Source organism: Paenibacillus agri (assembly GCF_013359945.1).
Lineage (GTDB): Bacteria > Bacillota > Bacilli > Paenibacillales > Paenibacillaceae > Paenibacillus_AQ > Paenibacillus_AQ agri.
Genome location: NZ_JABWCS010000208.1, coordinates 121,069 through 133,042, shown reverse-complemented (window position 1 = coordinate 133,042; position 11,974 = coordinate 121,069). Strand labels below are relative to the sequence as shown.

16 protein-coding genes are annotated in these 11,974 nt (G+C 46.7%); all 16 read left to right on the top strand.

Going from position 1 to position 11,974, the window contains the following annotated elements:
* Positions 1-2 precede the first annotated feature (2 nt).
* Complete coding sequence (fliJ, locus tag HPT30_RS13835) at positions 3-446, top strand: flagellar export protein FliJ (protein ID WP_175371944.1); 444 nt, start codon at positions 3-5, stop codon at positions 444-446.
* A gap of 18 nt (positions 447-464) precedes the next feature.
* Complete coding sequence (locus tag HPT30_RS13830; RefSeq protein ID WP_312876336.1) at positions 465-1,415, top strand: MotE family protein; 951 nt, start codon at positions 465-467, stop codon at positions 1,413-1,415.
* 25 nt (positions 1,416-1,440) lie between these two features.
* Positions 1,441-2,925 (top strand): flagellar hook-length control protein FliK, encoded by a 1,485-nt coding sequence (locus tag HPT30_RS13825; protein ID WP_175371943.1) that lies wholly within the window; start codon positions 1,441-1,443, stop codon positions 2,923-2,925.
* A 25-nt stretch (positions 2,926-2,950) separates the two neighbouring features.
* The gene (locus HPT30_RS13820) at positions 2,951-3,505 is read left to right on the top strand and encodes a flagellar hook capping FlgD N-terminal domain-containing protein (RefSeq protein ID WP_175371942.1); all 555 of its coding nucleotides are present in this window, start codon (positions 2,951-2,953) and stop codon (positions 3,503-3,505) included.
* The gene (locus tag HPT30_RS13815) at positions 3,502-3,885 is read left to right on the top strand and encodes a TIGR02530 family flagellar biosynthesis protein (protein WP_175371941.1); all 384 of its coding nucleotides are present in this window, start codon (positions 3,502-3,504) and stop codon (positions 3,883-3,885) included. The genes HPT30_RS13820 and HPT30_RS13815 overlap by 4 nt, the downstream gene beginning before the upstream one ends.
* 121 nt (positions 3,886-4,006) lie before the next feature.
* Positions 4,007-4,825 (top strand): flagellar basal body rod protein FlgG, encoded by an 819-nt coding sequence (gene flgG, locus HPT30_RS13810; RefSeq protein WP_175371940.1) that lies wholly within the window; start codon positions 4,007-4,009, stop codon positions 4,823-4,825.
* Between the two features lie 237 nt (positions 4,826-5,062).
* Positions 5,063-5,287: a flagellar FlbD family protein gene (locus tag HPT30_RS13805; protein ID WP_066362138.1), complete on the top strand. Its 225-nt coding sequence runs from the start codon at positions 5,063-5,065 to the stop codon at positions 5,285-5,287.
* Entirely contained in the window at positions 5,284-5,751 is a 468-nt protein-coding gene (locus tag HPT30_RS13800; RefSeq protein WP_175371939.1) for a flagellar basal body-associated FliL family protein, read from the top strand. The genes HPT30_RS13805 and HPT30_RS13800 overlap by 4 nt, the downstream gene beginning before the upstream one ends.
* 38 nt (positions 5,752-5,789) lie before the next feature.
* Positions 5,790-6,788 carry a flagellar motor switch protein FliM gene (fliM, locus tag HPT30_RS13795; RefSeq protein WP_175371938.1) on the top strand — a complete coding sequence of 333 codons (999 nt, stop codon included), beginning with the start codon at positions 5,790-5,792 and terminating at the stop codon, positions 6,786-6,788.
* Positions 6,778-8,082: a flagellar motor switch phosphatase FliY gene (fliY, locus tag HPT30_RS13790; RefSeq protein ID WP_175371937.1), complete on the top strand. Its 1,305-nt coding sequence runs from the start codon at positions 6,778-6,780 to the stop codon at positions 8,080-8,082. Before fliM ends, fliY begins: the two co-directional genes overlap by 11 nt.
* A gap of 25 nt (positions 8,083-8,107) precedes the next feature.
* Complete coding sequence (locus HPT30_RS13785) at positions 8,108-8,473, top strand: response regulator (RefSeq protein WP_066362129.1); 366 nt, start codon at positions 8,108-8,110, stop codon at positions 8,471-8,473.
* 9 nt (positions 8,474-8,482) lie between these two features.
* Positions 8,483-9,010 carry a flagellar biosynthetic protein FliO gene (locus tag HPT30_RS13780; protein ID WP_175371936.1) on the top strand — a complete coding sequence of 176 codons (528 nt, stop codon included), beginning with the start codon at positions 8,483-8,485 and terminating at the stop codon, positions 9,008-9,010.
* Positions 9,007-9,771: a flagellar type III secretion system pore protein FliP gene (gene fliP / locus HPT30_RS13775; RefSeq protein ID WP_175371935.1), complete on the top strand. Its 765-nt coding sequence runs from the start codon at positions 9,007-9,009 to the stop codon at positions 9,769-9,771. Before HPT30_RS13780 ends, fliP begins: the two co-directional genes overlap by 4 nt.
* A 21-nt stretch (positions 9,772-9,792) precedes the next feature.
* Positions 9,793-10,065, top strand: a complete 273-nt coding sequence (fliQ, locus tag HPT30_RS13770; RefSeq protein ID WP_175371934.1) for a flagellar biosynthesis protein FliQ — start codon at positions 9,793-9,795, stop codon at positions 10,063-10,065.
* Between the two features lie 5 nt (positions 10,066-10,070).
* Entirely contained in the window at positions 10,071-10,856 is a 786-nt protein-coding gene (gene fliR, locus HPT30_RS13765; RefSeq protein ID WP_175371933.1) for a flagellar biosynthetic protein FliR, read from the top strand.
* 22 nt (positions 10,857-10,878) lie between these two features.
* A complete protein-coding gene (gene flhB / locus HPT30_RS13760) occupies positions 10,879-11,973 on the top strand; it encodes a flagellar biosynthesis protein FlhB (RefSeq protein WP_175371932.1) in 1,095 nt (364 codons plus the stop codon).
* Position 11,974: the final 1 nt, after the last annotated feature.

Here is an 11,974-nt window from a genome sequence, read left to right as displayed (position 1 = left end):
TTATGAAATTTCATTATACGTTTCAAAAGGTCGTAGACTTGAAGGGTAACGAAAAGACACAGGCAGAGTGGATGCTCTCAAGCGCGCTCGGAGAACTGCAGGCACAGGAGAAAAGCCTCGAGGAATTGACTGCCCAGCGCAGCGATTTGATGATGGCTCTGCAAAACGCAGCGGAACACAAAACACCGATGGTGAAGATACGGGAAATGCAGGATTATGTTGATTATCTGGACAAATGCATTGTTCGCAAGCATGCGGATATCGGCCGTGCACATCAGGAAGTTCAGAGAAAGCAAGATCAACTCAGCAATAAAATGTTGGACGAAAAAGTATGGCTGAAGGCAAAGGATAAAGCCCAGATGCTGTTTCAGCAAAATATGATTTTACGGGAACAAAACGAACTGGATGAGATGGCTACCGTCCGCTTCGCGATGAAATCCCTCTAACCCGGGAGGTTTCCCCTAGTGGCAAATAACGAAGTTGAATTGGAAAACGAAGGGTCAGCAGGAAAGTTTGAGCGTTTCTTGTTCTTGATGATACCGATTATATTTACGCTCGTACTGCTAGGCGTACTGTTGACACTTTTCAATATGGATATCCGCAATAATGTGTTTGCGATTGCGAATAAGATTCCTATTTTGGAAAAATGGATTCCTGATCCGCCAGCGGATCCTTCCAAACCTGCGGATCCGAAGCAACAGGCCCAGAAGCAAGCCGAAAGCTCAAATTCTACTATTAAAGAATTGAAGTCACAGCTTTCCAAGCAAGAGGAGAACTTGAAGAAGATTACTGAAGAGAAAACGGCTCAGGACAACAAGGTCCAGGCGCTTGAGTCTCAGGTGGATGCGATGACTCAGGAAGCAAAGGCTGCCGAAGAAGCAAAAGCTGCTACCACTGAAGATGATTATCTGAAGCAGGTCAAGGATTTGGCCAAGCTTTACGCCGGGATGAAGCCTTCCAAGGCAGCACCGATCATGGAGAATTTGACACAAGAGGAAATGGTGCAAATCTTCAGCGTGATGAATAATGCCAGCAAAACCGCAATCCTTGAAAAGATGGATCCGAAGAAAGCAGCGGATGTTTCTATTAAGCTGAAGGAAGAGACAACTTCTTCGGACCTGGCTATTGCTGCCCTTCAGTCTCGACTGAAACAAGATTCCAAAGCAGCAGCGGCAACGCCTGCAAATACAAGCAAGAATCTGGACAAGGAAAAGCTGAATCAAACATTCTCCACGATGACACCTGCAAATGCGGCATCTCTGCTCGGAGAAATGTACAAGATCAGTCCGGATAAAGTAATTACGATTCTGAACACCGTTAGTGATTCGGTTCGATCATCTATTTTGGGAGAAATGACGAAAAATGATAGTCCTCAGGCTGCCAAGATTGTCAACCGGCTGATGGGTGGCAAGTAAACCTGAAAGGAGGTGAACAATTACAATGAGTTTGATTATTCAATCCCTTTTGGGCAGCAATGCATTAGCTGGAAATTCTCAGTCTGGGACTGCAGCGGGTGCTGCCACAGCCACAACACAGCCTTTCGCCCAGACACTTGTACAAACGATGGGTACAAATGCTACGTCAGTTACCCCGCAGACAGTGGGAGACTTAACCTCATTGCTGATGGGACTGCTCACCGCTACGCAGCAAACTGTAAGCGAATCTGGTGATCAGCAAGGTCAGCAGAAGCCTGAGGATTTGCTAAAAGCTATGACAGAGGAACTGGAGAAACAGGATGACAAGATCAGCAATGATCCTGTGCTGCAAGCGGCGCTTCAGGGATGGTTGATGCTGGTGGCGGCGGTAGGAAACACGCCTCAACAGTCAACTGAAGGTGGAGGTTCTAGAGGTGAAGGCCTGGAGAGTAGCTTACCGCCTCTAGCCCAGCACTCAGCCACTTTGCGATTTGCGCTTCAGGATGAGCTTCATCATCTGGTCAATGTGATTCAGCAATCAGCGGATAAAGGAGACGAAGCTGCAGTCGCCAAAGGTGTTGAACTGGTAAACCAGCTCTCGGCAATGCTAGAACAAGTAGTGCCATCTGTTAAACAAACGAGCACAGCAAATGCTCCTAACGTTCAGTCATCCACGGCTTCCTTTGAACAGCTTTTAGGTGTGGACAGTAAGGATAAGACTCAAGAGAAGGCAGCGCCTGTGCTTCGGCCTACTCTAGTAGACGCGACGACAGTTAAAGGCACGGCGGTATCCTCCCCAACCACTGTACAGCAAAGTATAACGGGAGAACAGGCTGGCACCCCAACTGTTTCTGAAGCTAAAGCAGTAACGGCTGGTTCTGTCACAGCGGTTTCGAAGGAAGAGGAGTCGGCACAGGTGAAACCAGCAGAAGCTGGCGATCATGAAATCATCACTGCAGGTCAATTATCTCTACGTGGCGGCGTTACTTCGCTGCATAAAGCGGAAGCCCCTATACCTCAGGTTCCTGTACATCAGTTTGCTGAAGAAATGACAGGCTTTATTACAGGAAAGTTAGAGATCGTGAGAAAAGGCAGTGCTGCTGAAGCTACGATTTCATTATTCCCGGAACATCTTGGACAGGTTGATGTCAAAATTACGATGCAGAATGGTCATCTTGTCGCGCAGTTCATGACTGAGCATGCAGCCACTAAAGATATGCTGGAACAGCAAATGACTCAGCTACGTGCGGCATTGCAGTCCCAGGGCTTGCAGGTAGAGAAACTGGAAGTGACTCAGAACAATACACCACTGCATTCCCAATTCGGGCAGGAAGGACGCCAACCAGGCTCAGGTGGACAACAGTCCGGAAACAACCGTTCGAAGCAACGCAGTGAAGACTCTGGAGATGCCGTTCTTGCGGCGGAGCTTACTGGTGAATGGAGAGATTGGGTAGCGAGTGAAGGAAGCGAAGAACGTAATCACGGAGGTTCCTTCTCAGCTAAAATCTAAACGGGAAGAAGAGAGGTGAACGACGATGGCTACAACAACACCACCGGTATCGAGCAGGGACCAGTGGAATTTTAATCCTGAGGATAACAACAAGAAGACAACCGGTGATTCCAAGTTGGGAAAAGATCAGTTTCTGAAAATTTTGATTACCCAGCTGCAAAATCAAAATCCACTGCAACCGATGGAGGATAAAGAGTTTATTGCTCAGATGGCACAGTTTACTTCGGTAGAGCAGCTCACAAACATCTCAAAGCAGCTGACGGAAATGAACCAGTCACTTGGCTCTGTTTCTGGGCTGATCGGAAAGCAAGTAACCTGGATGGATAGTAAGACTTTTGAGGAGAAATCCGGCAAAGTAGACTCCATTCTGGTGAGCAATGGTCTTCAGTATGCGGTGGTTGGCAATGACAAAATTGCATTGACTGACATTACCAAAATTCAGAATGAAGTGCCGCAAACCGAGAATACACCAGACAACGGAACTGGAAATAATGACGCAAGTCCAGTCGATACCAAAGCGGACGCTAATGACGTTGGAGATTCTTCGGTCAATGACAAGGAGAGCGGGGCGGAGCAATGAGTGACCGGATGACCATAGGCCAGCTGTATCCGGCAGCCGTTCATCCTTCAATCCTGCAGCGACCGTCCGTTGCCAAAGATGCAGCAGCCCCGGAGTCATCCTTTGAGAGCTTACTGCAGCGGAATATGCTGAAATTCAGCAACCATGCCGCTAAGAGATTGGAACAAAGAGGGATTGAACTTGGAAGTCGTCAGTTGGATGAGATTTCATCCGCAGTAGACAAGGCTGCTGCCAAGGGAAGCAAAGAGTCATTGATATTAATGAAGGATATGGCGCTGATTGTCAGCGTACCTAACCGCACAGTGGTTACGGCTATGGATGGCAGCTCGATGAAAGACAACGTGTTTACGCAAATTGATAGTGCAGTAATTATATCTTAAAACCGGCCGGTCCTAACGGAGAGCCGGAGAGGCCGCCGACCGACTGAAGCGGTTCTTAACTCCAAATAGCTTTACATTCCACGAGTCATATAGACTCTATAATCTGGGAGGACGACATTAAATGTTAAGATCAATGTATTCTGGGGTCTCAGGAATGCGCGGTTTCCAAACCAAGCTTGATGTCATCGGTAACAACATTGCAAATGTCAACACTGTAGGTTTCAAATCCGGTCGAGTTATGTTTAAGGACATCATGAGTCAGACGGTATCCGGTGTTACGGCTCCAACCGATGGCGGACAAGGCGGGGTGAATGCGAAGCAGGTAGGTCTTGGTGTAAGCATTGGTTCTATTGATACGATGCATCTGCAAGGTAGTGCGATGACCACCAACAATCCAACTGACCTGCGGATTGACGGGGATGGATTTTTCCTCGTGAAGCTTAATGGAGACCAGGAAACACCTTTCCTGACGCGTGCAGGGGATTTCAAGCCGGATTCAGCAGGCAACCTCTTAACCTCTGACGGTCTGCATGTTGTGGATTCCAACGGGGATCCCATCGTGTTCGACGAAGACGTAACAGCTTTCTCCATTTCCAGCGACGGCACGATTATCTTATCGAGAGCTGACGGCACAACCGAGCCAGGACCTCAAATCGGAGTCGGCAAAGTTGCCAATCCGCAAGGTTTGGAGAAAATCGGTGGAAATCTGTACCGGATGACCTTGAATGCTAATCCGGATGGCGTACTTGAGCCTACCACTGCGAACAATGCTGAAGCCGGAACGGGGTCCATCGTTGCAGGTCAGCTGGAGATGTCCAATGTGGATCTCACCGGAGAGTTTACGGAAATGATCGTGACACAGCGCGGTTTCCAGGCCAACTCACGCATTATTACAACTTCTGACGAAATTCTGCAAGAAGTTGTGAATCTGAAGCGTTAATTTTAAATAACGTTATTAATGAATCAATTTCATAATGCGGATTTTCATCCGAATAGGGGCAGTATCTAGTTATACCAAAAACATGTACAACTAGATATCGATGATTAGACGCTCACTTATGGAATTATGAAATTGATTTAATAGCTTGCTATTATAAATTATAACGTTCGCCAATAGGCGAGGATGCACAATCGGGGGAGAGGTTCTCCTCTCCCTATTTTTGTTAGGAGGCCTGTCATGATTTCCGTAACAAGATTAAATGGTACACCCATGTGGCTGAATGCCCTGCTGGTGGAGATGGTTGAGGAAAGCCCGGACACGTATATTACGCTGGTGACGGGAAAGAGACTGATCGTGCTTGAGAAAGCCGATGAGGTCATTGCAAAAATCCGTGATTACAACAAGGACATCGGCACGAATGCGGCCACCATTAAATTCCAAAACTTGGAGGAGCTTTCATGAAAAAGATGCTGCCTTGGCTCATTACAATATTACTGGCAATCACTTTGATAGTAGTGGCTGCGTTTCTGTTAATGGACAAGCTATTCCCAAGCAATTCCAATGATGTGGATCAAGCCGTGCAAAATGTGCAGACGAAGCGTTTAAGTGCTGATGAGATTGTCGCACTAACGGCTGAAATCAAGGACATCAAAACTAATTCAGCTGACCCCGATTATATCGTTTTAATAAATTTGGCTTTTCAACTGGATTCTGTGAAATCCAAAGAAGCGTTTGAGAAGATCCAAGAGATTAAAATCAAACCTATTATTATCAAGACGCTTGCGGACTCAAAGCCTGAAGAGTTAAATGGAGCAAGCGGTAAGGATCAGCTTACCAGCAAGCTAGTCAATCTGATTAACAAATCGTTGACTGAAGGCAAGCTGACTCAGATTCAAGTTACCAATTTCGTACTTGCAAGACAGTAGTAACCGGGGGATAAATCCTTGATGGGGGGGTGATTGAATTGGTTGATGTACTTTCACAAAACGAAATTGATGCTCTGCTTGCTGCACTGTCATCCGGTGAAATGGATGCCGATGAGCTTAAGAAAGAAGAAACACAGAAAAAGGTTCGCTCCTATGACTTCAAACGGGCTGTACGTTTTTCGAAAGATCATATCCGCAGTCTTACGCGGATTCATGAGAATTTCGCCCGCTATTTGACAACGTACTTTTCAGCCCAATTGCGCACGTTTGTGCAGATCAATGTCGTTCAGGTAGAGCAGCTCCCTTATGATGAGTTTATCCGCTCCATTCCAAAAATGACGATTTTGAATATCTTTGAAGCCGAGCCCCTGGAAGGGCGAATGGTTATGGAGGTACACCCGAATATCGCTTTTGCCATGCTTGACAGGCTACTTGGCGGTTTCGGAACTGCACCATCCAAAATTAATTCGTTAACCGAAATTGAAACAACGATTATGGAGCGCATTTTCAGCCGGTGCTTTGAAAGCTTGCAGGAAGCCTGGAAGACGGTTCTGGATATTGAGCCGCGTATGGAAGCGCTGGAGACCAATCCACAGTTTATGCAAATCGTGTCACCAAATGAGACGATTGCCCTGATTTCCTTAAGCACTAAGATCGGGGACACAACTGGGATGATCAATTTATGTATTCCTCACGTCGTGCTGGAGCCAATTATGTCCCGACTTTCGGTGCACCAATGGTTCGTTTCAGAGAAGAAGACGAGAGATCCAGAAGAAATTAATGCAATAAAAGCAAGGGTACATAAGGCACAGCTACCGATTGTGGCTGAGCTTGGTGAATCCAGGCTGTCCATAGCCGAGTTTCTCGGACTTAGTGTCGGTGATGTAATCTCACTGAACAGAAATGTGGATTCCGGACTGTCGATTAAGGTAGGAGACAAGCTGAAATTCATTGGAAGTCCCGGCATGATTAAGGATCGGGTAGCGGTTCAAATAGACGAGATTGTCCATGAAGGAGTTGAGGAACTTGACGAGTAAAGACTACTTATCCCAGGAAGAAATCGACGCTCTTCTGCGACAATCTGCGGAGGGCACGATGCCTGCAGCGGTAAAGACGGTAGATGATTTTCTGACACCGTTTGAGCAGGATGCCTTGGGTGAAATAGGGAATATAACGTTTGGCAGTGCGGCGACCGCATTGTCCACATTGCTGGGCAAAAAGGTTGATATTACAACACCTCAAGTATCTATTATTACACGGGGTGAGTTTGAAGAGACGTTTCCTAAGCCGCATGTAGCGGTTCATGTGCAATATGTCGACGGGTTCCAAGGAATTAATTCACTCGTGATCAAGATCCGTGATGCACAGGTTATTGCTGATCTAATGCTTGGCGGAGAGGGTGAACCTAAGGAAGAAGAGCTGAACGAAATCCATATCAGTGCAGTTCAGGAAGCTATGAACCAGATGATGGGGTCTTCCGCAACGTCGATGTCGACCATCTTCAATCGGTTTGTTAATATCTCACCACCCGGGATTGACATTCTTAACATGTCTAGCGGAGAAGGCGTAGGAAGTCTGCCTGATGATGAGACACTGATTCGCATTGCTTTCCGGCTTAAAATCGGTGATTTGATCGATTCGACCATCATGCAGCTTTTGCCCGTGCGTTTTGCCAAAGACATGGTTACGATGCTGATTGGTGATGTAACGCCTACTGAGCAGGAGACAGCAGCTTCAACAACGATGTCTGCACCAGCACCTGCCCAACCGGCTCCAGAAGCACCTCCGGTCCAGCAGGCGCCGCCACAGCAGCCTCAGGGAGGGGCTCAGCAGCCTTATCCGCCACAGGGAGTGCCGCCGTATCCGGGAATGCCGGAAGGTGGGTACTATTATCCGCCAGCAGGAATGCCTGCGTATGGAATGCCTGGTATACCGCCATACGGGATGCCGCCGCAAGGAATGCCATATGCGCAGACACCACCGCTGCCTAACCCGGCACAGAATCGCAATGTCAATGTCCAGCCGGTGCAATTTGCCAATCTTAATGGGGGCGCCTTCGGCAACATTGACGAAAATAATTTAAATTTATTGATGGACATACCACTGAAAGTCACCGTAGAATTAGGAAGGACCCAGAAGCAGATTAAAGATATTTTGGAAATGTCGCAAGGCTCGATTATCGAGTTGGACAAGCTGGCCGGTGAGCCTGTAGACATCCTGGTTAACAACAAACTTATTGCCAAAGGGGAAGTCGTAGTTATCGACGAGAACTTCGGTGTTCGTGTTACGGATATCGTCAGCCAGTGGGACCGTATTCAAAAATTACAATAGCGTACTTAGGGAGGATTTTGTAAAAATGGCTAATCGAATTCTAATCGTGGACGATGCAGCATTTATGAGAATGATGATCCGGGATATCTTGACCAAGAACGGATTTGAAGTAGTGGGCGAAGCCCAGGACGGTTCTCAGGCGATCGAGAAATTTAAGGAACTGCGTCCTGATCTGATCACGATGGACATTACTATGCCTGAGATGGACGGAATTGCCGCCCTGAAAGAAATCAAAAAAGTGGATGCAAGCGCCAAGGTTATTATGTGTTCCGCCATGGGCCAGCAGGCTATGGTTATCGATGCAATCCAAGCGGGTGCTAAGGACTTTATTGTGAAGCCGTTCCAAGCAGACCGTGTTATTGAAGCGATAAACAAAACGCTGGGCGTGTAGGAACCAGATATGCCGAGCAACACAGAACCGCTTGGAACGGGTAATACCCTGCTGAACTTGTTTAACGTTATTTTAGTTCTTGCGGTGATCATTGTTCTTATTGTGCTGCTGATCCGCTTTCTTGGCCGCCGCAATCAGACTTGGATGAGCGGACGCTCCATGCGCACACTTGGTGCGGTGGGGCTTGGTCCGGGCAAGTCGATGCAAGTCATTGAGGTTGGCAGCAGCCTGTACCTGATCGGAGTCGGAGAGGACGTATCCATATTGGATAAGGTGACCGACCCGGATGAGGTAGCGTTGATTATATCGGCCTTCGAGGATCAATCCTCGGGCCGTAACAACTTTCTCGTGCCGCTTATCTCTAAACTAAGAAACAGGCAGCGCGGGAAGGTTTCATCTCAGGAAATTGAACTTAGTGAAACATCATCCTTTTATGAGACACTTCAATCCAAACTTCGCTCTGCGCCTGAGCGCAAAGAGAAGATGGAGGAGCTGCTTCGGGAAGATGCCGCCAAGAATGAGTCGAGGGATTTATGAAAAAAAAGCTAATTCTCGCTTTTCTGCTGCTCAGTAGCCTTAGCATTCTTATGATTCATACGATGCACGCTGATCCTATCCCTAATATTAATGTGCAAATTGGGGGTAGTGATAGTTCCAGCGGGGGTACCAGTTCTATATCCATATTGCTTCTTATTACGGTTCTGAGTGTTGCCCCGGCATTTGTTATCCTGATGACCAGTTTTACCCGGATTGTCATTGTACTGGGCTTTGTCAGAACCTCGCTCGGTACACAATCGATGCCGCCGAACCAGGTGCTGGTAGGGCTTGCTCTTTTCCTTACGCTATTCGTGATGGCACCAACATTCTCAACCATTAATGAGACGGCACTGCAGCCTTATATGAAAGGTACAATTACTCAGAGCGAGGCGCTGAACAAGGCAGCTGATCCAATGAAGGAATTCATGTTCAAACAGACGAATTCCAAAGACCTGTTACTGTTTATGAAATATACAGGGTATACGGGGACAGACAAGCCGGCTACATACAGCGACATCCCATTAACGGTCATTGTACCTGCTTTTGCAATCGGTGAAATGAAAAAAGCATTTACTATGGGTTTTCTTATTTTCATACCATTCTTAATTATTGATATTGTGGTAGCCAGTACCCTGATGGCAATGGGGATGATGATGCTACCGCCAGTTATGATCTCGTTACCTTTCAAAATTATGCTCTTTGTACTAGTAGACGGCTGGTACCTGGTCATAAAATCACTGCTATTGAGCTTTAACACCTGACGTTTATGAGGAGGCATAGGGATGAGTACGGAATTTATTATCGGTCTAGCTGGCCAAGCCGTATATATCGTGCTGGAAACTAGCGCGCCCATGCTGATTCTGGGTCTGGCGGTTGGGCTAATTATCAGTATCTTTCAAGCTACGACACAGATTCAGGAGCAAACGCTAGCGTTTGTTCCCAAAATCGTCGCAGTAATGCTGGCCTTGCTGCTGTTCGGGCCTTGGATCATTACGAAATTGGTCGACTTTACAAGCCAGATTTTGGGCAATCTCCATATGTACATCGGTAAGTAACGGATATGGAGATCATGCTGCAAAGTTTTCCCGTCTTTCTGTTGTTTTTTTGTCGAATTTCAGCATTTTTTGTTGTCGTTCCTGTGTTTTCGTCCAATGGAGTGCCGATGACCTTCAAGATCGGTCTTTCCTTTTTTGTAGCACTGGTAGTGTTTAGTGCGAGTGGAACCGGGTTGGTTGTTCCGCAGGACATTAGTTATGTTCTACTGATTGCCAAAGAGATTTTAGTTGGACTCCTACTGGGTTTCATAGGCTACCTCATCTTTATGGCGATACAAACAGCGGGTTCCTTTATTGATATCCAAATCGGATTCGGGATTGCGAATGTCATTGATCCGATGACTGGAGCTTCCGCACCGATTTTCGGTAACTTCAAGTATATGATTGCGCTACTGATGTTCTTGAGTATGAACGGACATCATTATCTGCTGGATGCAATCGTGTACAGCTATAATTGGGTTCCTATTAATAATGAACTATTCCTGAAAATGATAGACGGCAGCTTGTCGGAATTCCTTGTTCGTACATTTGCCCAATCGTTTATCCTTGCTTTTCAAATGTCTGCGCCCTTGGTGGCGGCATTGTTTCTGACGGATATTGGCCTTGCTTTTCTGGCTAGAACGGCTCCTCAATACAATGTATTTGTGATTGGGGTTCCGCTTAAAATCATTATTGGTCTGGCGCTTCTACTTTTGCTGATGCCAGGTTTGGCAGTTCTTTTCAGAAGCATGTTCGATATTTTGTTTGAATCTATGCACAACTTGCTGAAGCTGATGGGGAATAGTCCATAGGTGACCATAAGGAGAGATAGTTATGCCGCAGCCTAGGCGCTATAAACTGGATCTTCAGCATTTCGGGGGAGAAAAAACAGAAAAAGCAACCCCTAAAAAACGACAGGATGCGCGCAAAAAAGGCCAAGTAGCCAAAAGTGCGGAGCTGTCGGGTGCTGTCGTGCTGTTATCCGCAGTGCTAAGTTTATCCATGTTTGGCGGTTATATGAAGGAACGCTTTATGACTTTGTATATGGATATTTTTCAAAATAGGATGCTGCAGGAGATTACACCAGAGAATGTGATGAAAATGTTCAGCGGGTACGGAGTGCAGGTGCTTTTGCTACTGGCTCCGCTGTTTGGGGTTACTTTTTTTATGGCATTGGTCTCCAATATCATGCAGGTCGGCTTTATGGCATCCGGACAAGGGCTAACCCCCAAGTTCAGCAAAATTAATCCGATCAAAGGATTTAAAAATATTTTTTCTATGCGCTCACTGGTGGAATTTCTTAAATCCATCCTCAAGCTGCTTCTGATTGCGTATTTAGTCTACAGTACGCTATGGGGGCAAAAAAGAAACATCATGTCACTGTCGCATATCGATACGGAAGGAATTTTCAAATTCGTAGCCAAGCTGACAATGACACTCGGACTCAAGATAGGCGCAGTACTGATGGTTATGGCTTTTCTCGATTATATGTATCAGAAATATGAGCATGAGAAGAGTCTTAAAATGTCCAAGCAGGATATCAAGGACGAGTATAAGAAAATGGAGGGTGACCCTCTAATTAAAGGCAAGATCAGGGAGCGCCAACGCAGGATGGCTATGCAGCGGATGATGCAGGAAGTTCCTAAAGCGGATGTGATCATAACGAATCCGACGCACTTTGCAGTAGCACTGAAATACGACGGTTCCATGATGGAGGCGCCACAGATTATTGCCAAGGGCCAGGACTACGTGGCACTCCGAATCCGGGAGCTGGCCAAGGAGCATGGCGTTGTGACTATGGAAAACAAGCCGCTTGCACGGGCGCTGTTCCAGAGGGCTGAAATCGGGGATACCGTCCCTGCAGATTTGTTCCAGGCAGTTGCCGAAGTACTGGCGTATGTATACAAGCTTAAAGGTAAGAAGAGATAAG

Excerpts from the sequence above, each read along its gene's own strand:
- fliJ (WP_175371944.1), top strand. The coding sequence starts at position 3 with ATGAAATTTCATTATACGTTTCAAAAGGTCGTAGACTTGAAGGGTAAC.
- HPT30_RS13825 (WP_175371943.1), top strand. The coding sequence starts at position 1,441 with ATGAGTTTGATTATTCAATCCCTTTTGGGCAGCAATGCATTAGCTGGA.
- HPT30_RS13820 (WP_175371942.1), top strand. The coding sequence starts at position 2,951 with ATGGCTACAACAACACCACCGGTATCGAGCAGGGACCAGTGGAATTTT.
- HPT30_RS13815 (WP_175371941.1), top strand. The coding sequence starts at position 3,502 with ATGAGTGACCGGATGACCATAGGCCAGCTGTATCCGGCAGCCGTTCAT.
- flgG (WP_175371940.1), top strand. The coding sequence starts at position 4,007 with ATGTTAAGATCAATGTATTCTGGGGTCTCAGGAATGCGCGGTTTCCAA.
- HPT30_RS13805 (WP_066362138.1), top strand. The coding sequence starts at position 5,063 with ATGATTTCCGTAACAAGATTAAATGGTACACCCATGTGGCTGAATGCC.
- HPT30_RS13800 (WP_175371939.1), top strand. The coding sequence starts at position 5,284 with ATGAAAAAGATGCTGCCTTGGCTCATTACAATATTACTGGCAATCACT.
- HPT30_RS13785 (WP_066362129.1), top strand. The coding sequence starts at position 8,108 with ATGGCTAATCGAATTCTAATCGTGGACGATGCAGCATTTATGAGAATG.
- HPT30_RS13780 (WP_175371936.1), top strand. The coding sequence starts at position 8,483 with ATGCCGAGCAACACAGAACCGCTTGGAACGGGTAATACCCTGCTGAAC.
- fliP (WP_175371935.1), top strand. The coding sequence starts at position 9,007 with ATGAAAAAAAAGCTAATTCTCGCTTTTCTGCTGCTCAGTAGCCTTAGC.
- fliQ (WP_175371934.1), top strand. The coding sequence starts at position 9,793 with ATGAGTACGGAATTTATTATCGGTCTAGCTGGCCAAGCCGTATATATC.
- fliR (WP_175371933.1), top strand. The coding sequence starts at position 10,071 with ATGGAGATCATGCTGCAAAGTTTTCCCGTCTTTCTGTTGTTTTTTTGT.
- flhB (WP_175371932.1), top strand. The coding sequence starts at position 10,879 with ATGCCGCAGCCTAGGCGCTATAAACTGGATCTTCAGCATTTCGGGGGA.